A 21,446-nucleotide genomic window follows, 5' to 3' on the forward strand; every position below is an offset into this window, starting at 1 on the left:
GCCCCCCGCGGGGATTCAGCCCGGATGGCTCAAAGCCCCAGCCAGCACGATTCGAGGATCATCTGTCCCGGGATGCGCTTGGTCGAGCCCTTGGTCTCGACGGTCAACTCCGCGTCGGTCACCAGCGTGTGATAGATCTGCCTCGTCGTCGCCGACGGGAAAGACACGAGCGGCGCGTTCCGCTTCGGGTCCGCCGTCACCGAGAGCTGGAGACCGTTGTACGCGAAGCGCATCTCGCCGCCACTGTAGAACTTGTGGTGTGGGCCCTCTCCCGCTGTCGTGCGGTTCTTGAACCCCAGGCTCTTGTCGAACAGATTGAAACCGCTGAACACCGGCTGGTCCTCATCCTTCTGCACGTACAGGAACACCCCCGGCGACCCGAACACGTTCCATTCGGGATGGAGGAAATGGCACCAGAACCAGCCCTTCCTGCTGAGACGTTCCGGCGCTTCATCGAAACGCCCCTGCTCGTGGTAGGCGTGACCGTCAATGACGACTCGCTCCCCGCCCCAGGACAGCTCACCGCTGGCCTTGCCGCGCGGCACCTGCGAGACGTAGCTGAACGCCTCGCTGCTCAGTGCCCCGCCGAGCAGCGCGGCGCGGCCCACCCCGGGCAACGATCCCATCGGAAACGCCGAGAACGGGCTCGTCACCGCGCGGACGTCCAGTTGACCCTTCACCTCGTCCAGATCGAACACGAAGCGATACGTCACCGGGTTGGTGTCCTCGCGAACGATGGTCACGCCGGGCACCTCGAGGCGCAGCCCATCTTTCGAGACGCGCATGCGCGACGAATCCAGCGTCCTGGTCACCGACCGTGACTTGCGGTCCTTGCCGTCCACCATCGCCACGAACACCAGCGCATCGTCGAGATTCGCACTGGCCACGTCCGGCCACCACTTCTTCGGCACGAACGCCACGAGCAGCACGCTCCCATCGCTCGTCACGAGGTCCACGTACCACCATTGCATCTTCGCCTTGTTCTCGAGGAAGTTCTTCTGCTCCAGCTTCCTGAGCGCCCCACCCGATTGAATGCGCCGGTAATCAATGAGCATGCGCTCAGTCTACACCAAAACCGCCCGCAATGTTTTGTCAGGCACTCCAGATTTGAGTTTCGCACTTTTGGCGGCGTGCAAGCCGATGAGTCGAGGCGCCGGGCACGAGGAGGTTCTGTCGCTCCTCGCTAGCCCTGACGCCCGTTGTTGCCTTCATGCATGAGGTCGGGCGCGACGAAATTCCGATCGGCCCCTGGGATTCGAGCCGTGGCTCCCTCCTGTCCGGAAGGAACATTCGTCCGAGCGGCGGAGGGAGCACGCGCGGCCTCGGACTCGGGCATTCCACTGAGCAGGGATTGCCCGCGCCGCAGCACGGCATCCAGCCATGCGCCCGCCGCCTGAGAGGTCAACACCGCCACCGCGACCAGCGTGGTGTAGAAGGCGGGGCTGATGATGCCGGCATCGAACGCCACGCTGGCCACCGCGATGCCCGGCCCTCCGCGCGCGTTCGTCGCCACGGCGAGGTTGAGGGCATCCGAGCGAGGGAATCCAGCGAGCCGGGCGCCCAGTCCCACCGAGGCCAGTTTGATGACGCAGGCGACAACGAGGAAGGCGCAGAGCATTCCAGGCGAGAACGCATCGATGAGCGCCAGCTTGTAGCCGACCAGCGCGAAGTAGAGCGGGATGAAGAGCGCGTTGGAGAGCCCCGCGATGGAGTCCAGCGTCTCCGGGGTGAACGAGGAGCTCCTCGAGGCAGCCAGGCCGGCGAGGAAACCGGCGAACACCTGGTTGATGTCGAGGAGGTCCGCCACCGCGGCATGGGCCAGGAGCAGCAGGACCACCTGCACCACGGGCGACATGCGCGCGAGCGTCTTCCAGCGCGCCGCTCGCAACCCTCGAAGAACCTGGGGCACCAGCAACAGGCCCACGGCCATGTAGATCAAGGTCGTGGTGATGTGCCGGACGATGTCGCTCCAGGGCAACGTGCTCGCGCGTGCCAGGGACAGGGCACCGGCCAGCCCCCCCCACAGCGCGATGTCCTCCACCACCGCCACTCCCAACACGAGCCGCGCGAAGCGCGTATGCATCACCTGGAGATCCTGGAAGATGCGCGAGATGACGGGGATGGAGGTGATGGAGACGGAAATGCCGATGATGAGCAGGAGCGCCACGGGATGGCCCGCCGGGCCCTGGAACGGCTCCAGGGACAGGCTCATGCCCAGCGCGGTGGCGATGAGGAAGGGGAGCACCGTTCCGAACGAGGTCAGCCAGGCAATCTGCCGCCGATCATCCGGGTGGAACAGCGAGTGGATGCCCGCCCCCGAGAGGAACATCAACATCAACAGCCCGAAGGAATAAAGGAAATCCAGGACCGGCAGGTGGTGGGTTCCAGGCCTTGGAAAGACTTCCAGGCGCCCCAGGAGCGCGGGTCCCGCGAGCACGCCCGCCAGGATTTCTCCCACCACTCGCGGCTGCCTCAACCGTACGCAGAGAGCACCGAGCAGGTGGGCGATGAGCAACAGGACGAAGAGGAAGAGCACCAGCGATTCTGGCTTGGGCATGACTGCTGGATCTCCCGCTCGTGAGGGATGGGTCGGACTCGGGTCACAAACGCTACGTCAGGGGCCGTATGCTCGCGGAGCCGAGGATCCGCACCTGGCACGCCAGGCGCACGTTCGGACGTCCCTCGGACACCTCCTCGACGACAATGGCCTCCAACCCCTCCACGGGAGACAGGTTCTCCATGCCCTGCTCGACAACGATGGCGCACGTGCCACAAGAAGCCGCGCGGCAGCTGAACATGATGCACGTCTGGTGATGCTCGCAGATGTCGATGAGCCTCTCCCCAGACCTGACCTTCAGGACCTCGTCCCCGACCTGAAGCTCGATCTCCCGTCCGCCGCGCTCGGAACTCATGCTCTCCTCGCCGTGTCCTCGGAGGATGAGGAGGTGCCTCGCGCACAGGCCAGATACCGCTCGAAAGCCTCGCCCTGAGGCGTCAGTGCCAACTCCATGCTCTCGGCCAGGCGGTGCAACTGCCCCGCGATCCACCGCCGCGAGCGCTCGAACTCGGCGCTGGCGGGGATCGCGATACCCTCGGACGCCCACAAGCCGCGCAGTTCCTCGGCGCGGAGTGGGAAGTCGGCGAATTCGGGATGCTGCAACGCCCGCTGGAGCACGCCCAGGCCCGTCTCGAAGTTCCAGGTGGCCGCCGCATCTCCGGAGAAGCGCTTGTCAATCATCGAGTACATCGTGATGCGCATCGCCCCGGAAATGAGCTCGCGCGACCTGGGCGTGGCGCGCCGGAAGAGGCCGAGCCCCAGCTCGAGCGACGTGGTGAGGTGCCGGGCCTCGTCCTCCGCGTGGCCCGCGACGATCTGCAGCGCCAGCGGCGAGGCGACCTTCTCGTCGAGGCCGGCCGTCATGAAGCCCTCGAGCTGCTTGAGCGCCAGGTTGAGGATGTAGCGCATCAGCAGATACATGGCGCCAAAGCCGTTGGCGCACAGCTTCCCCCGGTACCGCTCGAGCATGGCCGGGACGGCCTTGAGATGGGGGAAGAAGTCTCCGCCAATGACATCCCCTCGTCCGAGGAGCGCCTGGCATACGTTGCGGAAGGTGATGATGTGGTCGAACTCCTCCGCCGTCTCGTGGAAGAGGACCATGTAATTGTCCGAGTACAGGGGGAAGACCGCCGCGGACGCCTCCATGTTGTAGCGCAGCGCCACCGACTCCGAGGTGGCGATTTCCGAGTACGCCCGCGCGAAGTAGTACGCGGTCAACACGGAGAGCTGCTCGGGCCGGAGCTTGGAGAGATGGGGGCACTCGCGCAACGGCAGGAGCAGGAAGTCCGGGTTGCAGTACAGCTTGCTCTTGTCGATGCCCTCCTGCTTCATCGCCAGACCGAACCCCTTGAGTTCGATGGGCGTGCGATGGGCGTGCTCGAAAAGCTTGATCTGCCTCCTCAACAACTTGTCTACCGGGTCGACCTGATCCACGAGGACGGATCCTTTCTCTTCACGAACACGGGGGGGGACCGCCCAAGAGGCCGAGGATCTGCTCCTCCTGCCACCGGGGGCATGTCTCGAGGTAGCTCCAGACCGACTCCAACCGGCTCTGGATCTCGTCTGGCAAACGCGTCCGGAGCGTCCCATTCTGGGGCATGATGAGCTGCCGCGTCCGCCCGCGGAGGACCTCCAGGCCGTCATGCACCTTCACGATGCGGTAGGCGAACTGGATGAAGGGGGTGCGCAGCGGTTGGCGCAGCAGGGAAATCTGGGTGACGAGCTCCTCATCCTCGTGCGCCGGCTTCTTGTACTCGATCCACAGATCCACCATGGGGACCGCCAGGTTGAACTCCAGCAGCTCCGACACGCTCAGCCGGGTACGGCGCGCCAGGTCGGCCCTCGCCGCCTCGAAGTAGGCGAGCGCGTGGCCATGCCAGAGATACCCGTACCGGTCCACCTCACCGAAGCGGACGCGGCCGGGTGTCTCGTGATAGCCGAGCACCTGCACCGGCTTGCTCATGAAGCGACCTCGTCGAAGCGAGCCCGCACCTCGGGCGGCACCGTGAGGCCGAGTTCGCGGCAGCCCGGGAGGTTGAGGGTGAGCTTCTGCCCCGGATCATTCTCGAACGGCACCTCGCTCACGGGCTTGCCGTCGCGCAGGATGGACAGGCACATCCGGCCCACCAGGCGTCCCACGGCCTCGAAGTCGCTGGAGAAGTCCGCCACGCCCGCCTGCTTGATGATGGCCGCGTTGTTGACCCAGAAGAGCGGGACGCGCCGGGCGCGGGAGTACGCGAGGAGCGCCTCCACCGCCTTGCCACTGAGCACCGTGTCGTTGAAGCCGATCAGGGCACTGCGCTCCGCGTTCATCGTGTCCAGCCCGGCCTGCAATTCCTCGAGCGTGGCGTACGGACCCTCGTGGAAGCTCACCCCCAGCCGCTCCGCCAGGAAGGCCACGCTCCGGTAGCCGACGTGGCTGGAGGGAGGAGTGATCCAGAATCCCTCCTTCTTGGCCCGGGAGAGCGCGTAGTTCCTCTTCACGTTGGGGAACGCGAACTCGGAACTCAGGTTGAGCGGGAAGTAGACCCGCTCCAGCTCCGGCACCACGCCCTTGAGCAGAGAGAAGTTCTCATAGCTCCAGATGAGCGGCAGGTTGAGCCGCACCCCGGTGATGTTCGGATGGTCGAGCAGCTCCATCCCGTTGTTCTCCGGATGGGCCCCGAAATACACCACGGGGATGTCCCGGTTCACCTCCGCGACGCGCACCACCGAGTCCGTGCCCGGAATGATGAGAAGGCGAACGCCTTCCTCCCGGTAGCGGGAGAGCAGTTGGATGAGCTCTTCACGGGTGGGGGGAATCCGCTGGAACTGGAGATCGAAGTCGCGCAGACCCGATTTCAACCGGGTGATGGCCGAGACGAACCCCACCACCCAGCGGTTCTGCCGGCCCATGGTGGAGTAGGGGGCGCTGTCCTCCTTCTCATAGATATACGAGCTGACGACACGGACGCGGTAGGGCAAGGAACTCGCCGTCACGCGGCCCTCCGCTCTTCGATGAAGGAAATGAGCGAGGCCAGCTTGAAGGCGCTGTTGCCCTGTTTGGTGCGCTCCTGCTCCAGCCAGTTGTCGAAGCGCACGGAGTCGCCGAAGGCGTCCTCGAGCCGGACGCCCACCTCGATGAGCTTGAGCGAGTCGAGCCCCAGCTCGGGCAGAGCCGTCTCCTCGGTGAGGTCCAGGTTCTTCAGTTGGGGCTCTACCTCGGAAAGGCAGCGGTGGATGAGGGCACGGATTTCCGGACGGCTCATGGTGTCATGCACTCCGACGGGCTCTAGGTGGTGGCTGGGTTATTTGAAGAGGACAGCCTTCAGATAGCTGGTCTGGCTGATGACGACCTGCTTGAGGGTGTCGGTCACGCTCGTCTCTCGCGCGCTCCGCCGGTCATGCAACTCGCCGCTCTCGTACAGCGCACGCGTCTTGGTGCGCTGCAACTTGCCGCTGGACGTCTTGGGGAGCTGCCCGGGCTGGAGCACCACCACTTCGTGGAGCGCGATGCCCAGCGCGGTCTGTACCGTCCGGATGACCGCCAGGGGGTCGAACGAGGCCGGGTCGGCGATCTCCACCGCCAGGACGATCCGCTCCGCTCCCTCGCCCGTGCCAGAGGCCTCGTGCGTGCCGAAGGCGATGAGGTTGCCCTTGCGCACGCCCGGCACCGTGGTGGCCACGTGCTCGATGTCCTGCGGGAAGTAGTTGCGGCCGTTGAGGATGATCATCTCCTTGAGCCGGCCGCAGACGTGGAGGTCACCGTCGAGGACGAAGCCGAGATCGCCCGTGCGCAGATACTTGCCGGCGAACACCTGGGCCGTCGCCTCCGGGTCACCCCAATACTCCTTCATGACGCTGGGGCCGGCGATGCGGATCTCCCCGATGTGCCCATCGGGGAGGGGGAACGCGCTGGTCTCGTCCGCCACGTCGAAGATGGCCAGCTCGTGGCCAGGGAAGGGCTTGCCACACGCGACGATGTCCAACGCACTCTCCGGCTGACCGGACGGGAGGGCGATGCGCTCCTCGCTCATGCGGGCATGGTCCACGGGCGTCGAGAGCAGCCCCGCGCCTGGCTTTCCCAGCGCGATGGCCAGCGAGGACTCGGCCATGCCATACATGGGCATCAGGGCCGCGGCGCGAAAGCCCTGGGGTGCGAAGGCCGTGGCGAAGCGCCGCAGGACCTCCGGGCGGATGGGCTCGCCGCCACACCCGGCGATGCGCCAGGCGGAGAGATCCAACCCTTGCCGTTGCGCCTCCGGGATGCGCTTGACGGCCAGGGCGAAGGCGAAGTTGGGCGCACAGGAGATGGTCGCGCGGTATTTGCTGAGAGACTCCAGCCACGTCACCGGCCGCTGCAGGAAGGTCAGCGGTGGGATGAACGTAACGGGCCGTTGGTAGAAGAGCGGGGCCAGCAAGAAACCAATGAGCCCCATGTCATGGAACAGGGGAAGCCAGGAGACTCCCACGTCCTCGGGCGTCACCCGAAAGCCCTCCTCCATGATGCAGCGGATATTGGCCGCCAGGTTCCGGTGGGTGACGACGACCCCCTTGGGGCTGGAGGTGGAGCCGCTGGTGAACTGGAGGAAGGCCACGTCGTCCAGCTTCACCTGCCGGGGTTGCAGGGGTGCGGCGGCGTCCGCGAGCGCTTCGGTGGAGATGACGTTGCGCACGCTCTCGCACTGGCTCTGCACCGTGCCGAGCAGGAGCTTGATCTTCGCGTTCGTCACCACCGCCGCCGCGCCGCTCCGCCTGACGATGTGCCGCACGTTCTCGAGATAGCCGTCCAACTGGCCAAGACCGTGCATCGGGTAGATGGGTACGGGGATGATTCCCGCGCGGATGGCTCCCAGGAACGTGAGGACGAACTCGTCATTCTCCGGGAGGATGATGGCAATCCGTTCACCCTGCTTCAGACCCATCGCCTGCAGCGCGCCAGCACGAGCCGCAGTCTGCCCGGCCAGATCCGGGAACGTGATGAGCCGGGTCTGCTCCGTGTTGCCGTTCCGGCTCAAGAACGAGAAGCCAATGCGCCCATCGGCGCCCGTCAATCGCTCCACCGCCTCCGCGACAGTCACTTCCTTGGCCATCCAGAATGCCCCCGACAACGCGAACGACAGCCCGAGCATGAAACTGCAATCAAAGAGGTGTACGCGAGGCTTCGGCGAACCAGATGCCGGGAATGAAAGCTCGTCAACGAGCCCCACCAACCCCATGACAACCAGGAGACAACTAGCACCAAACTCCCAGTGAAGCAACGCAGTCCCCTGTCTTCCGAGTTGGAAGCCTTTTTCTGTTAATCACTGAACCAGGAATGAAATGGTTCCCCTTGGGGCCTATGCATCCACCCCGCATGAGCCCTTCGACTCCCCCTCCTTCCACATCCGCTGGTACGCACGCCACTTCGAGCGCGTCACTCCGTTTCGCAGTGGCGTGAGCGGCGCATCCGTGAGCCGGTGAGCCGCCCCCCCCCTCCTCTACGGACTGGGATGGATGTGGAGGAGGAAGGGACCACACTCCGTATCGTAACCATCGACGGTGATGAGCACGGTCTGCCCGGCCGACAAACGCACTCCCACGGACGACTGGAGCGTCCCCTCCGCGTCGTCGTTGCACCCGAGCGACGTACCAGCGGCCGGGTCCGACACCTCGAGGCTCGTGTCGTAGCCGGACCCCTCCGTGGTGAAGGTGAAGACACCCGCCGAAGGAGCCGTCCAGGCGAACGTGGAGTCCGGAGCCAGGGCGTTATAGGTGCAGCTGGGAGTGACCTGGCTCTGCCCGGTGCACGTGGAGCCCTGGAACACGGCGGTACCGATGGCGGACCCCAGGTCCCTGGGGATGCCGAGGAAGCGTGGCTCGCGGCCATGGGCCTTGTCTCCGGCCATGAAGAAGAGCCGATCCCCCAGGCGGGCGAACGAATGGGGTTCGGAGGAGTCGGGGCCGGGCACGAGGTCCAGCATCCGGAACGTGCCCGCCACCGTCCCATCGGTCCGCCACAGTTCCGCGCCACCGGCCATGTCCACACCGGTGAAGAGCGCCAGTCCCTGATCTTCCAACCCGAAGATGTCGACAAGGGAGTCCGCATTCCTGGGGCGCAGGCCTCCCGGCGGACCCGGAAGCAGATCCACGAGCAGGTGCGTCCCGGCCTGCGTACCGTCGGTCCTCCAGAGCTCCCAGCCATGGGTGTCCTCGTAGGCCACGAACACCAGTCCCGAGCCCACGGGCGTGAGCGAATGCGGCGCGGAGTTCCTCGGACCGGGATGGATGTCCGCGAGCATGTATGTCCCGGCCGCCGTGCCATCACTGCGCCACAGCTCGTAGCCGTGAACGTCATCGTCCGCGGTGAAGTACAACTCGCCCCGCGAGGGCACCGGATGGGACATCTCCAGGGAGGAGAACCCATCCTTGACGAGGACCGTGCCGGTCTCCGTGCCGTCACTCTTCCAGAGCTGCGTCGCGCCATATCCATCGCGAGCGGCGAAGAACAAGGTGCCGTTCACCCCCGTGAACAGGTCGAGCGAGGCGTACCTGTCAGCGAAGGGAACCTTGACCAGGCTCGTCCCCTCCGGGGTGCCATCGCTCTTCCACAATCCCGAATCGTGGAGGCTGTCATCCGCCTCGAAGTAGAGAAGGCCGTCCATCACCGTGAGCCCGTCGACGTCACCCGAGGAATCCTCCAGGCCCATGGACTTGATGGGAACGGTGCCGACCTCGCTTCCGTCGCTGCGCCAGAGGGACCAGCCGTTGACGTCGTCATACGCACTGAAGAACAGCGTGCCGTTCAGCACGGTGAGGTCCTCCAGGGAAGAGGAGTCAGGACCCGCGCGGAGGTCCTTGACCAGGACCGTCCCGACGGCGGTGCCATCGCTCTTCCACAGCTCGAGGCCATGCACCCCGTCATCCGCCGTGAAGAAGAGCGTCCCACCCACGTGCGCCGCCGCGGGCTTGTGCAACCACGTATCCGTCTCCGGTGCCACTCGCGGCAGGGTCCTGAGATGGACCGTACCGGCCGCCGTCCCATCGCTCTTCCAGAGTGCCTCGCCAGGGCTGCCATCCGAGGCGACGAAGAAGACCGACCCCCCCACGACCCCGAGGGGGTGGTAGCGGGACTGGGAGCTCCGGGTGCCTGCCCAGAGGCCCGCCAGTTCCCGGGTCCCCTTCACGGTCCCGTTCGTCCTCCACGTGAGCTCCGGGATGTCGTTCAGCGGGACTCCTGGCGCGTCCTCCGGCACGGAGAACAACAGCGCGCTGCCCACCGGGGTGAGGTCGTGGGACTTCTCGTCCCAGGGGCTCGTCTCCTCGGCCCACGTCTTGAGGGCAAGGGTCCCGGCAGTGGTGCCGTCGCTGCGCCACAGCCCGCGCGTCCCCACCGTGGTCGAGGCCGTGAAGTAGAGGCCACCGTTCCAGGCGAGAAGTTCCTGGGGCGCCGAGCCATCAACGCCCGGGACCAGATCCTTCACCTGGCGCGTGCCCGCCGCCGTGCCATCGCTCGTCCACAACTCACGCCCGCCCAGGGCATCGGCGCCAACGAAATAGAGCGCGTTGCCGAGCGCGGTGAGCGAGCCTGGCGCGTCATCGAAACCGCGGAGCAGGACCGGCGCGGCGCCATTGCTCTTCCAGAGCGACGTGGAACTCGTGAGGAAGAGGGTGCCGTTGACGGCTTCCAGGTCGGAGATCCTGGAAGTCTGGGTGGACACGAGGACGGTCCCCGCTGGCGTCCCGTCGCTCCGCCACAGGGCCTTGTCCACGGTGAAGAAGAGTGAACTGCCCACCTGGGTGAGGAGGTGACTGGGCAGATAGGAGTTGGCATTCACGGAGATCGTCTTGAGGAGCACGGCGCCCGCGGCCCCGTCCCTCTTCCACAGCTCCAGGTTGTTCGCGGCATCCCGCCCGGTGAAGAACAAGGTGGTGCCCGTGGAGAGCAGTTCGAAAGAGCAGGCGCAGTCCTGGGAAGCCAGTTGCTGGAGGAGCACGGTGCCCGCCTCGGTGCCATCGCTCTTCCAGAGCTGCCGCGAAGAGCCCCCGTAGACGAAGAACACCGTTCCACCCACCTGTGCCATGGCACTGATCCGCGCCAGGTCACTGGCCTTGAACAGGCGCTTCACCAGGACGGTTCCCGCCGGGGTGCCGTCCGTCTTCCAGAGTTCCTCCGCCCCGAACTCGTCCACGCCCCCACTCTGGGCCGTGAAGAAGACCTTTCCCTGCGCGAGGGTCAGCAACCGGGGCCCCGAACTCGCCAGTCCAGGCGCGAGATCCTTCACGAGCGAGGTGCCAGCCTCGGTCCCGTCCCCGCGCCACAGCTCCGTGCCATGCAACTCGTCACTCGCCACGAAGAGCGCCACGCCTCCCCCCAGGGCCACGGACTCGGAGGGGCGCTGGGGAAAGCGGACCGGGCGGGTGTTGATGTCCCGCACCTGCACGGTCCCCAGGGGCAAGGCCTGGGTCACGGTGCCCGGCTCCAGCGCGCGGGCATCATCCATCCCCTGCGTCTGCATGCAGCCACCGAGCACGGCGAGCATTCCGGCGAGGAGCAGCCGAACCACCTCTGTCACTTTCATTCGATTTCCCTACCGGGGGAATGAAGACAGAGGTGGAACGAGCATCCCCCGTGCGCGTGCCACCAGGCCCCACTCCTCCAGTTCGCGGCGCTCCCGGCGGGCGGGGAAGAGCATGGCCATTCCCCTTTAGCATGAAGGAGCCTGGCTCCGGGGTTACCGCGGCGCTACCGGTTCGCGTCCAGCCGCCAGCCCCAGAGCTGTTCGTACTGCCGCCGCATGACGCTCGCCGGAGCCAGCCGGATGGACTGCTCACGCATCCAGACAGCGAGCGGGTGCTTCCACTGGGCAATGACGCCGAAGCGCCACGAGGTCTGCTGCAACCACGCGGTGCGCTCCCGGCGCCGGGCCTCGTAATCCCGCAGGCCTCGCTCGACGTCTTCCGTCCCGCTCAACACCTGGGCCAGCACTCCGCCGTCCTCGATGGCCGAACACGCCCCCTGCCCCAGGTTCGGCATCATGGGGTGCGCCGCGTCCCCCAGCAGCGTCACCCGCCCCCGCCCCCACTGCTCGATCGGCAGCCGATCGAGCAGATCGTTGCGCAGCAGATCCGCCTCGTCCGTGGCCGCGATGAGCTGCGGGATGGGCGCATGGGCCGTCCGGAAAACCTCCTGGAGAAAGGCCTTGTCGCCCCCCGGGACGGGCTGCCCCTCGGGCCAGTCGGCGACAGCGAACCAGTACACGACGTCCTCGCGCACATGGCCCATGCCGAAGCGCGCCCCACTGCCCTGCGTCTCACGCAGCATCCCCCGCGGCAGTCCCGGGTGCGCGAAGCCTCGCGCCAGTCCGCGCCAGCAGGGTTGGCCCGCATAGCGCAGGCGCTCCCCAGGGTGCAGCTGCGCACGCACCACCGAGCGCAACCCATCCGCCCCCACCAGCACATCCCCCCTCGCCTCCCGTCCATCCTCGAAGTGCGCCACCACCCCAGCCCCATCCTCCTCGAAGCGGGCCAGCCGCGCTCCCAGGTGCACCGGAATCCCATCCCCCAGCGCCTCGCTCAAGACGCCGTGCACGGCCGCGCGGTGGAAGAGCACGGGCGGAGCCCCCTCGCAGGGCAACTCCTCCGTTCGCACCTTCATCAGCGCCGTCCCCCGCCACGAGCACATCTCCGCCTGAGTCACCACCACCCCCCGCTCCACCGCGTGCCGCAACCCCAGCCCGAACAGCACACTCATGGCGTTGGGTGAGAGCATCAACCCCGAGCCCACCTCCCGGAGCTGGGGCGCCTGCTCGAAGACCTCCACCTGCCAGCCCCGCTGGTGCAGGGAGAGCGCCGCCGTCAGACCGCCCAGGCCCCCGCCGATGATCAATGCCTTCCGCTTCGCCGTGTGCATGTCTCGTCCCCCGGCCGACAGTGATGCCCGACGCTCCCGGATTTTCAACGGGAAAGCACCGCGAGGCCCATGACGGCAAGTGGTGCTACCCACGGACCACGGCGGGTGTAGTAGCTTCCCACTTCGGAGATGGAGTCCGAGCACCAGACCCCTGGAGTCACCAGGTCGGTCCATCATCGAGAGGGGCGACATGAAGTCCGAGCGAGACACGGCGCTGAGACCCGGACGGGAGGTGGGCGGCTACCGCCTCGACCGGATGCTGGGCGAGGGAGGCTTTGGCGGGGTGTACCTCGCCTGGCGCAAGGGCCGTCCGTCCGCCCTCAAGTTCCTCCACCTGGGCAGCGTGGGACCGTGGGGCTGGCGCGAGCTGTTCGTCCTGCTCCCCCAGAAGTTGCCTCATGTCGCGCGCCTGCGCGAAAACCAGGGTGAGCCGCGTTGGGAACTCCCCCTCCGCCACGGATGGGGCAAGGACGAACACACCACCGAGAAAGTCCTACCGGGGGAGGAGCACGTTCCCCGGACCCCACGGCCCCCCAGATGAGCCATGCCCTCCCCGTCCTGCTCGTCCTGGGATTGGTCATCGCGCTCGGGGTGCGGCGGATGGAGTGTGGAAAAGACCTGGAGGCGGGTCCCATGCCGGAGACCGTCTGGACCGACCAGAACACCGAGGCGGTAACGGGACCCACAGCGCCCCCACCCCTCACCCCCAACCAGAAACGCCCTCCATGCACGGCGGGTCTCGAGCTTGAAGTCAATGGCGGCTGTTGGCTGGCAATCGAGCGCACGGCACCGAACTGCCCACCACAGACCGTGACCTACGAAGGGCGCTGTCTGCTGCGCGTGGCCAGGCCCCAACCGGTTCCCGTGAGCGTGGACGCGGGGGGTCCTTGAGCAGGTGAACAGCGACATGGGCGCCCCTTCGGTGCATGCTCCTCGACCTGGGGGTCATCCATCCATGAGATTGCCGCTGCTCTTGTTGCTTCTCGTCTCGGGACTCGCTCGCGCGGAGCAGACCTGCGCCACACCAACCGAGAACCACCAGCGACTCGCCTTCATCCAATCCCACCTGAGCGAGGACGCACACCGGGCGCGGATCTGGATGGGCGCGTGGGGCGCGGGCTACGGGGTGTTGACCCTGGGCCAACTGGCCGCGGTCCCGGCCGTCCCCTCGGGTGAGCAGGTGGACCTCTACGTGGGAGCACTCTCCTCCGCCGGCGGGCTCGCGGCGCTTCTCGCTCTACCGCTGGACGTGATGACCGACTCCCTCACGCTCGACACGCTGGCGCGCGAACACCCCAGCGAGGTGGACTGCGACGTGCTCGCCGAGGCCGAACGGCTGCTCGTGCGCAGCGCCGAGAGCGAAGCGCTGGGCCGAAGCTGGCTGATGCACGGCGCGAACGTCCTCTACGGCCTCCTCTCCGGACTGGTGCTGGGCCTCGCCTTCGACCGGTGGGTCTCGGGCGCCGTCACCGCCGTCACCGGCATCCTGATCGGCGAGGCGATGATCCTCACCCAGCCCTTCGGAGCCGAGGAGACGCTCCGGCGCTACCGCGAGGGAGCGTGGCGCGCCTCGAGGGGTGCGCCATCACCCGCGTGGAACCTCCAGGTGGCGGTGGCGCCCTCTCGCATCGGCGTGCAACTGCACGTCTCGTTCTAATCCACGAGCAGCCGCTTCACGGGGGCGGGATCCACCGCGACCATCAACGGCCGGGCGAAGTTGCTGAACGACATGAGCGCCTGGCCGGGCGCGAGCCGTGGCACCCGGTTCCACAAGCTCTCGTCGATGCCGCCCACCGTCTTCCTCATCCGGGAGATGACCGAGCTGTCCGTGATCTTGTGGATGATGAAGTTGTTGAGCAGCCCCAGCACCTCGTCGGGCAGGTGCTGCGGCAGTTGCGTGACGAAGACGAGCCCCAACCAACGCTTGCGCCCCCGCTTGGCGATCCTCGCCACCTGCTCGAACAATACCCGCATCTTGGAGAAGCGGCTGGCGGACAGGAACTCGTGCGCCTCCTCGATGATGATGAGCACCGGGGTGATGGACTGTTTCTGCTCGTGCGCCGCCTGGTAGCGCGCCTCCTGCGTCTCCTGAAGACCCCGGAGGATGTCGGCGATGACGAGATTGCTGTGCTGGGGCGAGTCCGTGTCCGACAGGTCGATCACCGACACCCGCCCGGGCGTGAGCAGCTCGCGGTAGTCCACACCTGGCGCATCCTCGACATCGAAGACCTTGAGACGCCGCAGGTTCTGGAGCCTGCCCATCAGCGCCTTCCAACTGACCTCGCTCTTGCTGCTCTGCTCGCGCACCCTGCTCATCACGAGATAGGGCTTGTGCCGAAACTCGCTTTGCAACCTGGGACCCCGCCGAGTGGACTCCGCGTCCTCCGATTCCTCTTCCTTCTCGGAGTCCTCACTGGAGGTGCTCCGGCCGCGGGCGGACCTGGATTTGCTCCGGCCCTCCTCCTTGCCCTCACTGCCAAGGCTGTAGATGTACGCCTCCACGACGTCCAGCAGGTGCAGGAGCGTCATCCGTGGAAAGCCCGTCGAGTGCTCATCCACTTCCAGCACCTGCTCCCGCTCCTGCTCGTTGCGAGGGAAGATCTTGAAGTCCTCCAGGAGCAGCTTCGTGACGTCGTAAGCCTTGTGGAAGCGCTCCTCCTGCGCCTCCGTCATGCCGAGGATCTCCGAGATGGCGTAGGGCGACAGGCTCGAGAAGCTCAGCGAGAAGCGGTGCAGGTTTTCGTGCCCCGGGTTGCGGCTGTCCCTGCCCGCGAGATGGTGGATGTGCAGGTCCTTCACGCCCTCGGGATTGCGGCCCCGGCGCTTCAGGGCCGCGAGCATGGCCGCATGGTTCGTGGGTTGATCCACGTGCGTGTACTCCCCTTCCACATCGAAGACGACGGTCGCGATGCCCTCCGCCTGCGCGTGGTGGATGAGGGTGGCCACGGTGGTGGACTTGCCGCCGCCCGTCGTCCCGATGATGCCGGTGTGACGAGGGAGGATGGACTTGTCCTGGGGATCCAGGCGGGCCTCCATTCGCGCGTAGCCCGCCACCAACCCGAGGCACATGTTCCCCCCGAGTCCCAGCACGCGTGAGCTCTCCTTATCATCCAGCAGGAAGACGGGGCTCTTGGGGCGGGGCCGGAGGACGGGGGGCTCGAGTTTGTCACCCACCTCCTCCCCCAGTAGCTCGATGTCGGCGCGTCCGTGGTAGTCGAAGGTATAGGTCAGCTTCTTGCCCTGCACGACCACTCCCACGGCCATGGTGGAGTTGGCGGCGATGGCATCCGGTTCGGAGAAGGGGCCCCGCACCACCACGCCCAGATAGGTGCGGTTGTCCTCGCGGGACTTCACCCGCACGAGCGTCTGGGAGGCCAGCTTGTGCAGGTCCCCCCGGGTCGTCAGGACGGTGATGAGGTTGTCCTCGCTCGACGAGGTGTCGAAGTGGGTGAAGCCCACGGCCTTCTCGAGCTCGGGATCCAGGTCCAGGGACGAGGCCTTGGCCAGCTCCTGGAGATTCTCGAACTCCTTCAGCGTCTCCCCGGGCAGGGGGCTGAGGACCTCGTTGCGGGGCGAGGTTGGAGCAGTGGGCGACCTGGCCTGCGGCGCACCGCTGGGCTGCGACGAAGCCTTGGGCTGCGACGGAGCAGCGGGCCGGGAAGGATCGCCCCGAGGGGTGGAGGGGACAGGAGTCGCCGCGGGTCCGCCCACCGGACCCGGTTGTGGACGCGTGGGATCCGGCCTCAGAGCGCCGGGGACGGGGGTGCTCGTGGACGGCCGGGCCACGGCCGGCGGTGTCCCTCTCGGAGCATCCACTCGGGGCCCACCCGTGCCTGGGGGCGGAGCGCCCTGCACGCTCCCCGGGGGACGGACGGGCCCCCCAGGAGGAGGCGCCGCGCCCCCCGGTGAGGAAGGACCTCGGGCCGCCGCGGGGTTGGGCTTGCGATCGGGCCCGGGCTGAGGGGACGCCGGATCCGGAGGGACGGGAGGGGTCTTGCCATCATCGGCCATGGGTCATGTCTCCTAGGGGCGCCGCTTGCGCTCGCTGACGTAATGGAACTTCGCGCCCGCCTGGGCGTAGGCGTCATTCACCATGCCCATGAAGCCTTCCGTTCCGAAGGCTCCCCGGCAGGCCACATCCGCGACATCCAGGAGCATGGGGAAGCCCCGCTCGGAGCGGATGATGCTGTCGGCCATCGCCACGTGGGCGGCGATATGGGCGTGTTCCCGGTGCGCGTAGAAGAGGTACGGAGGCGACTGGTCCGACGCGCGGAAGATGCCTCGCACGACGTGCGGGCAGAACTCCTTCACGAACCGGAACGCCTGCTCCCGGTCCTTCTTGTCGTAGTTCCACCGGTCGACGATGTACGCGCTGTCCGCCTCGAGCGTGTCGATGATGGCGTACTCGCCCCCGAACAACGCGTTGCCAAAGGTCAGGAAGCCCCGGTCCTCCAACGAGTTGGGAATGAAGACGAACTTGCGGTGCTCCTGGATGAGGCGCTTGAGCAGCTCGAGCGATGCGGTCAGCAGGCTCGAATACCCGGAGCCCGACAGCAGCTCACGCGAGCAGGGGTTTCCATAGCCCATGCGCCAGTCGGCGTTCGACCTGTCCAGCAGGAGCGCCAGCTCCGCGTGGGCCCGGATGTTCCGGCGCGCCAGCTTGGACAGGGGATCCTCCTCCTCGATGCTCCGTGCCTGGCGCTGCTCGAAGATGTCCCGCAGCAGCTTGCGCCCATCCGTCTGGGTCGACATCTCCTTGCGGAAGAGGCGTTGGGAGAACACCCCCGTGTTGCCCCCGTAGCTCACGATGGCGATGCCAATCTGCGTGATGGCGATGGGAAGGCTGTCATGGGAGACGGCCACGCTGTTCACGGCCTCGACCCGCCCCGGGAAGAGCAGGCTCTCGTGAATGATGGCCAGGCGCTCGGGGCTGGCCTTGTAGACCCCCGCGCTCTGGGGCGCGTCCCGCAGCAGCTTGAGGCGGGGGAAGAACTCCTTCCGGATGGCCTCCCGGACGACGTCCTCCTGGCTCACCGCCGTGTCCACCTGCTCCTTGAAGCGCTTCAGGATGTGCCGGGGATCAAGCCCCAGCTCCCAGGTCCTGAGGTCCAGTGTGGCGGCGAGTTCCTCGCCAAACGCCGAACGGTAGTCATCGTCCCCGATGAAACCATCACCCCCATCCGGGGGAATCCCCTCCGACATGCTCATTCCTCCTCCCCCTCGGGGAAGTACTTCTGGATGGAAAAGGGCCGATGTTCTGGCCCGAGCAGGATGCGGGCGTACGCTGCGGCTTCCATCCGGCGAAGACCGAAACGGGAAGCCAGTTCGTCCGCGGCCCGCGTCCGGGGAAGGCCCTCAAGCATCCGCAGGGCCTGATCGGCCGGTGCCAACAACTCGAAGGCCAGACGGTCCGCGCGATGCTCCACGGCGTCCACCTTCCCCGAGCAGATGGCGCCCGAGGAATCCCGGTCCATGAGTCGGACCTGAACACCCAGGGGAATCCGCTTGAGCATGGCGGACAGGCCCGTCAAAGCCCCGAGCTGGCGCTTGCCATCCAGCACCGGACGGATGTCCTCTCCGAAAGCCGCCAGGGCCTTCATTCGCGGCAGGAGATGATCGAGGACGAAATGGGCCACCTCGTGCGCCAGGGTGAAGCGTCGCACCTCCACGGAGTCCCGCTCCTCATAGAAGATGAATCCCCGCCCTTGATCCGCCACCATGAGCCCGTGGATCGGACGGTCCTGGTCCGGGACTTCGACCCGGATGTTGTTCCTCTGGGCCAACCAATCGCGAGCCTGGTGGCAGGTGAGCCCTGGAAGCGGAACGAGGGAGACAGGAAGGTAGATTTCCACCTCGTCCGCCAGCTCGCGGGGGAACACCGTGGCGGGGGGAAGCCTGCTGGCCTTCACCGCGTCATCCAGCCATCCGCTCCTCATTCGTCCATCTCGCCGTCATCGTCGTCCCGGTCCCGCGCCGCGAGCAACGTGGACCCGCTCGAGGGCCCCTGGCCCTCATGTTTCGAGAAGGTGTCCAGGGACTCCACGCGCCGGATGAGCCGCACCAGAGGAAGCGGCGCCAGCTCGAAGCGGTCCGTGATGAGGCGCAGATGCTCGGCGAACCGGTCCTCTTCCGGCCGGCGGCAGAGCGCGAGCCAGTCGAGCGTCTCGAGCGAGCAGCCCAACTCCGCCGCGAGGTCCTCGGGCGACTTGCCCTCGAGCCTGTGAGCCATCTCGAAGATGTAGCCGAGCGTCCACGTGTGCTCCTGGCTCTTGCGGACCGCGGGCTTCAGCCAGTCAGGCAGGGTCATCGGGGTCCTCCTTTCCTAAACGTTCCAGTGTCTTCATGAGCCGATCCCGATGCCGCTTCACTTCCCGGCGCATCTCCTCCTGCGACGAGGGGTCCAGTCCCAGCGCCCGCGCCAGGACCTCGGTGGAGCCCTCCCCACTCACGATCAAGCGGAGAGCGGCCAGGTCCGTTTCACTCAGGCGCTTCTCCAGTCGGTCCACCGCACGGGATGCCTCCACGAAATTCTCTAAAATATCCTTCGGAGCCGGCTGCTCGAGTTCGACAACGCTCGCGAAATTCTCCTCGCGCAGGGCCCGCGAAACCCCCGACTTGAGCCGATCCCGCACCCGATATTTCGCCGCCTTCGTGAGGTAGGTCACCAGACGGACCTTCCTGTCGGGGTCATACCGGCCTGGCGTCGCCACATAGGCGTAGAGCACGTCGATGACGGCGTCGTAGGCGATGTCCTCGTCGCACTTCAGGTCATGCCGCACGAACCCCTCGATCTGCCTGGCGAAGGCCTTCAACAGATCGATCAGGATCAAGGGATCCTTTTGAAGTGCCCGAGCGTGCAGCTCCCGCTCATCTATTATCGGAGGAACTCGACTCATCCCCTCTCCTCGGCGGGCCATGTTCGGACCCGCGCTCTCCGTGTGTGTTGTCCTTCCCTTCGGAACCACACCAGGGAGTTCGACGGGCACGTCACCCGACCTGACGTGAGAGGTTGATCGAAGCCCCGGGCAGGAGTCCATACCCCTCAAGGAGTAGTCCTCCATGGCAATCACCCCGCCCCTCGCGCGTAAGCTGCGGAAGGGGCCCGAGCGTCACCACCCAAGGAGCCGTTGACCATGAAGAAGCTGCTGGTGTTCGTCGTGCTGCTGGCCGTCGGAGCCGGGGCCGCGTATCACTTCGGCTATCTGGAGCGCCTGGGAGCCTGGTGGCCTCGAACACGGCTCATCCCCAAGGATCCCGCGCTGCTCGCCTACTTCGCACCGGACACCCGCGAGCTGATGCTCGTGCAGGCCACCGAGCTGGACTTCCGCCTCTCGGGCGAGTCCCGGGAGAAGTTCGAGCGGGAGGTGAAGGACTTCCAGACGAAGACCGGGATCGACACGCGCCGGGACGTGGACGCGATCGCCACGACCCTGGGGCTCGGCGTCGTCCGGGGGTATTTCGACTGGAGCCGGCTCTCGGTCTACCTCCAGTCCGAGGGCTACACGCTCACCGAGCTGGGAGGAGTGCCCGCGGCGATGAAGCCGCAGGCGGCGGACCTGGTGCTCGATGGGCGCTACCTGCTGATCGGCCCCCGAGGTGAGCTGGAGCGGGCCCTCTCCCGCAAGCAGCGGGACCAGGGGCTCGACAACGACAGTCCCCTCGTACGGGCCCTGGATGAGATCGGCTGGAAGCACGCGCTGGTGGGCGGCATGGTGTCCGGCTCGCCGGTGTTGGCCCTGACGGGTGCCGTGGGCCCGCAGGTGCAGTCCCTCCTCACCACGATCGATCCCACCCCGGAGGGAATCGAGCTGCGCGGCACCGCCGACGCCGGAAGCAAGCTCAAGGCGGACGTGCTGCGGGCGACCCTCGAGGTGATGCGCAAGACCCTCCTGCTCGGAGTCGCCCTGGACTCGAGTCCCGAGACCCGCGTCCTGCGCGACACCCTCGAGGCGGCCACGCTGGAGAGCGATGACCAGGGACGTGTGCGCGGCACCCTGCGCCTCCCCACCACGCTGGCGGAGAATGCCTCCGCGAACCTCTCCCGCGCCCAGTTCCCCGCGGCGCTCCAGAACCTGGGCCAGCCCTTCAAGAACCAGGACCCCACCGCCTCTGGGCAGCCCGCCGCCGCCCAACCGCCCCCGTCCACACCCGCGCCCACGCCCGTGGCCACCGTCGCGGCGCCCGTCACCCTGGACTGGAAGCCTCCGGTGCTCGGGTTGCTCCTGCTGGTGGTCGCGCTGGTGACGATGAGCGCCAAGACGCGCCCGGGCATGTTCAACGTCCTGTTCCACCCGCTCTTCCTGCTGCCCTTCCTCGTCACGACGATGGGTGTCTTCGTGTTCCGGTGGACGGGCCACGCGGGCGGCGCGTTCGACGTGCTCGCCCTGCCCATGCCCGAGTGGCACCGCTTCCTCTCCTTCCCCATCGCCCAGACCCTGGCGCTGAGCGCCGCGGTGCCCCTGGTCTTCGCCCTGCTCTCGGCCCCGGTGAAGTGGCTGCGGCGGTTCGCGGCGGGACTGGGGGTGGGCTTCAGCGCCTGGCTCGCGGTGAAGGCGCTCGCCCACCCGGCCGTGCCACTGATTCCTCCGGCCTACACGCTGTATTGGTACGCGGGCAACGCGCTCGTGGCCCTGCTCCTGGCGCGGATAACCCTTCCGCCGCGCCGGGCAAGTGGTCGAGCTACGCCCGCCCGCGCGCGGCCAGCAGCTTGAGTTCGCCGCGGAGTTTCATCCGGCAGTACTGACGAATCGCCAGGGCCTCCACGCCCGTCTCGTAGGGCACGCCGGAGAAGGTCTCGCCCACGTCGAAGGCCTCGCCCTGGCGGTTGTACTGGCGATGGTCGTCGGCGGCGAAGCGGGTGTCCCGGCGCAGCTTTCCCGTCAGCAGGCCGCTGGCGAGCGGCACCCGGGCAATGTGGATGTCGTTCACCAGGATGCAACCGGGCGGCACGGCCTCCAAAATCCAAACAACCCGCCCATCCAGGTCACAAAGCCGGTATAGCTCCCGCCGCACGACGAG

The 21,446-nt window shown here is 66.9% G+C and carries 19 protein-coding genes; 3 read left to right on the forward strand and 16 right to left on the reverse strand.

Translation table 11 applies throughout. From position 1 onward, the window contains the following. Window positions 1-29 precede the first annotated feature (29 nt). From CYFUS_RS40060 to CYFUS_RS40105, 10 genes are all read right to left on the reverse strand, one after another. Window positions 30-971, reverse strand: coding sequence for a hypothetical protein (locus tag CYFUS_RS40060; protein WP_157758934.1), 942 nt, complete (start codon window positions 969-971; stop codon window positions 30-32). Window positions 972-1,183: 212 nt separating this feature from the next. Next, entirely contained in the window at window positions 1,184-2,557 is a 1,374-nt protein-coding gene (locus tag CYFUS_RS40065) for a cation:proton antiporter (protein WP_095989996.1), read from the reverse strand. A gap of 52 nt (window positions 2,558-2,609) precedes the next feature. Further along, window positions 2,610-2,912 (reverse strand): 2Fe-2S iron-sulfur cluster-binding protein, encoded by a 303-nt coding sequence (locus CYFUS_RS40070; RefSeq protein ID WP_095989997.1) that lies wholly within the window; start codon window positions 2,910-2,912, stop codon window positions 2,610-2,612. Then, entirely contained in the window at window positions 2,909-3,991 is a 1,083-nt protein-coding gene (locus CYFUS_RS40075) for a diiron oxygenase (protein ID WP_095989998.1), read from the reverse strand. Before CYFUS_RS40075 ends, CYFUS_RS40070 begins: the two co-directional genes overlap by 4 nt. A 19-nt stretch (window positions 3,992-4,010) precedes the next feature. Then, the gene (locus CYFUS_RS40080) at window positions 4,011-4,520 is read right to left on the reverse strand and encodes an acyl-CoA thioesterase (RefSeq protein WP_095989999.1); all 510 of its coding nucleotides are present in this window, start codon (window positions 4,518-4,520) and stop codon (window positions 4,011-4,013) included. Beyond that, window positions 4,517-5,536 (reverse strand): ABC transporter substrate-binding protein, encoded by a 1,020-nt coding sequence (locus tag CYFUS_RS40085; protein ID WP_095990000.1) that lies wholly within the window; start codon window positions 5,534-5,536, stop codon window positions 4,517-4,519. The genes CYFUS_RS40080 and CYFUS_RS40085 overlap by 4 nt, the downstream gene beginning before the upstream one ends. Then, a complete protein-coding gene (locus CYFUS_RS40090) occupies window positions 5,533-5,805 on the reverse strand; it encodes an acyl carrier protein (protein WP_095990001.1) in 273 nt (90 codons plus the stop codon). The genes CYFUS_RS40085 and CYFUS_RS40090 overlap by 4 nt, the downstream gene beginning before the upstream one ends. Before the next feature lie 39 nt (window positions 5,806-5,844). Beyond that, a complete protein-coding gene (locus tag CYFUS_RS40095; RefSeq protein WP_157758935.1) occupies window positions 5,845-7,668 on the reverse strand; it encodes a fatty acyl-AMP ligase in 1,824 nt (607 codons plus the stop codon). Between the two features lie 348 nt (window positions 7,669-8,016). Then, the gene (locus tag CYFUS_RS40100; protein ID WP_095990003.1) at window positions 8,017-11,097 is read right to left on the reverse strand and encodes an ELWxxDGT repeat protein; all 3,081 of its coding nucleotides are present in this window, start codon (window positions 11,095-11,097) and stop codon (window positions 8,017-8,019) included. A gap of 164 nt (window positions 11,098-11,261) precedes the next feature. Next, a complete protein-coding gene (locus tag CYFUS_RS40105; RefSeq protein WP_157758936.1) occupies window positions 11,262-12,428 on the reverse strand; it encodes an FAD-dependent monooxygenase in 1,167 nt (388 codons plus the stop codon). A 190-nt stretch (window positions 12,429-12,618) separates the two neighbouring features. Here CYFUS_RS40105 and CYFUS_RS40110 point away from each other — a divergent pair, with 190 nt between their 5' ends. Both CYFUS_RS40110 and CYFUS_RS40120 read left to right on the forward strand, forming a co-directional pair. Further along, window positions 12,619-12,969, forward strand: coding sequence for a hypothetical protein (locus CYFUS_RS40110; protein ID WP_095990005.1), 351 nt, complete (start codon window positions 12,619-12,621; stop codon window positions 12,967-12,969). 414 nt (window positions 12,970-13,383) lie between these two features. Beyond that, window positions 13,384-14,085 carry a hypothetical protein gene (locus CYFUS_RS40120; protein ID WP_095990007.1) on the forward strand — a complete coding sequence of 234 codons (702 nt, stop codon included), beginning with the start codon at window positions 13,384-13,386 and terminating at the stop codon, window positions 14,083-14,085. Here CYFUS_RS40120 and CYFUS_RS40125 read toward each other — a convergent pair. From CYFUS_RS40125 to CYFUS_RS40145, 5 genes are all read right to left on the reverse strand, one after another. Beyond that, on the reverse strand, window positions 14,082-16,139 hold the full coding sequence (locus CYFUS_RS40125) for an ATP-binding protein (protein ID WP_095990008.1): 2,058 nt from the start codon (window positions 16,137-16,139) through the stop codon (window positions 14,082-14,084). The two genes, CYFUS_RS40120 and CYFUS_RS40125, sit on opposite strands and share 4 nt — an antisense overlap. A 312-nt stretch (window positions 16,140-16,451) precedes the next feature. Further along, complete coding sequence (locus tag CYFUS_RS40130; protein WP_332468319.1) at window positions 16,452-17,636, reverse strand: hypothetical protein; 1,185 nt, start codon at window positions 17,634-17,636, stop codon at window positions 16,452-16,454. Continuing rightward, window positions 17,633-18,364 carry an ImmA/IrrE family metallo-endopeptidase gene (locus tag CYFUS_RS40135; RefSeq protein WP_095990010.1) on the reverse strand — a complete coding sequence of 244 codons (732 nt, stop codon included), beginning with the start codon at window positions 18,362-18,364 and terminating at the stop codon, window positions 17,633-17,635. The genes CYFUS_RS40130 and CYFUS_RS40135 overlap by 4 nt, the downstream gene beginning before the upstream one ends. Next, window positions 18,361-18,735 (reverse strand): hypothetical protein, encoded by a 375-nt coding sequence (locus CYFUS_RS40140; protein ID WP_095990011.1) that lies wholly within the window; start codon window positions 18,733-18,735, stop codon window positions 18,361-18,363. Before CYFUS_RS40140 ends, CYFUS_RS40135 begins: the two co-directional genes overlap by 4 nt. Next, window positions 18,722-19,258, reverse strand: a complete 537-nt coding sequence (locus CYFUS_RS40145; protein WP_157758937.1) for an RNA polymerase sigma factor — start codon at window positions 19,256-19,258, stop codon at window positions 18,722-18,724. Before CYFUS_RS40145 ends, CYFUS_RS40140 begins: the two co-directional genes overlap by 14 nt. Window positions 19,259-19,561: 303 nt before the next feature. On the opposite strand from CYFUS_RS40145, the gene CYFUS_RS40150 reads away from it, so the two are divergent. Then, entirely contained in the window at window positions 19,562-21,139 is a 1,578-nt protein-coding gene (locus tag CYFUS_RS40150; RefSeq protein WP_095990013.1) for a hypothetical protein, read from the forward strand. On the opposite strand, the gene CYFUS_RS52030 is transcribed toward CYFUS_RS40150, so the two are convergent. Further along, entirely contained in the window at window positions 21,108-21,377 is a 270-nt protein-coding gene (locus tag CYFUS_RS52030; RefSeq protein WP_198316308.1) for a hypothetical protein, read from the reverse strand. The two genes, CYFUS_RS40150 and CYFUS_RS52030, sit on opposite strands and share 32 nt — an antisense overlap. Window positions 21,378-21,446 lie beyond the last annotated feature (69 nt).

It is taken from the genome of Cystobacter fuscus, from assembly GCF_002305875.1.
In the GTDB taxonomy this organism is placed as follows: Bacteria; Myxococcota; Myxococcia; order Myxococcales; family Myxococcaceae; genus Cystobacter; species Cystobacter fuscus_A.

What these genes read in the sequence shown, in the direction of transcription:
- CYFUS_RS40060 (WP_157758934.1), bottom strand. Translation starts at nt 971, where the DNA reads ATGCAATGGTGGTACGTGGACCTCGTGACGAGCGATGGGAGCGTGCTG.
- CYFUS_RS40110 (WP_095990005.1), top strand. Translation starts at nt 12,619, where the DNA reads ATGAAGTCCGAGCGAGACACGGCGCTGAGACCCGGACGGGAGGTGGGC.
- CYFUS_RS40150 (WP_095990013.1), top strand. Translation starts at nt 19,562, where the DNA reads ATGAAGAAGCTGCTGGTGTTCGTCGTGCTGCTGGCCGTCGGAGCCGGG.
- CYFUS_RS40080 (WP_095989999.1), bottom strand. Translation starts at nt 4,520, where the DNA reads ATGAGCAAGCCGGTGCAGGTGCTCGGCTATCACGAGACACCCGGCCGC.
- CYFUS_RS40130 (WP_332468319.1), bottom strand. Translation starts at nt 17,636, where the DNA reads ATGAGCATGTCGGAGGGGATTCCCCCGGATGGGGGTGATGGTTTCATC.
- CYFUS_RS40140 (WP_095990011.1), bottom strand. Translation starts at nt 18,735, where the DNA reads ATGACCCTGCCTGACTGGCTGAAGCCCGCGGTCCGCAAGAGCCAGGAG.
- CYFUS_RS40135 (WP_095990010.1), bottom strand. Translation starts at nt 18,364, where the DNA reads ATGAGGAGCGGATGGCTGGATGACGCGGTGAAGGCCAGCAGGCTTCCC.
- CYFUS_RS40090 (WP_095990001.1), bottom strand. Translation starts at nt 5,805, where the DNA reads ATGAGCCGTCCGGAAATCCGTGCCCTCATCCACCGCTGCCTTTCCGAG.
- CYFUS_RS40095 (WP_157758935.1), bottom strand. Translation starts at nt 7,668, where the DNA reads ATGCTCGGGCTGTCGTTCGCGTTGTCGGGGGCATTCTGGATGGCCAAG.
- CYFUS_RS40105 (WP_157758936.1), bottom strand. Translation starts at nt 12,428, where the DNA reads ATGCACACGGCGAAGCGGAAGGCATTGATCATCGGCGGGGGCCTGGGC.
- CYFUS_RS40120 (WP_095990007.1), top strand. Translation starts at nt 13,384, where the DNA reads ATGAGATTGCCGCTGCTCTTGTTGCTTCTCGTCTCGGGACTCGCTCGC.
- CYFUS_RS40100 (WP_095990003.1), bottom strand. Translation starts at nt 11,097, where the DNA reads ATGAAAGTGACAGAGGTGGTTCGGCTGCTCCTCGCCGGAATGCTCGCC.
- CYFUS_RS40070 (WP_095989997.1), bottom strand. Translation starts at nt 2,912, where the DNA reads ATGAGTTCCGAGCGCGGCGGACGGGAGATCGAGCTTCAGGTCGGGGAC.
- CYFUS_RS40065 (WP_095989996.1), bottom strand. Translation starts at nt 2,557, where the DNA reads ATGCCCAAGCCAGAATCGCTGGTGCTCTTCCTCTTCGTCCTGTTGCTC.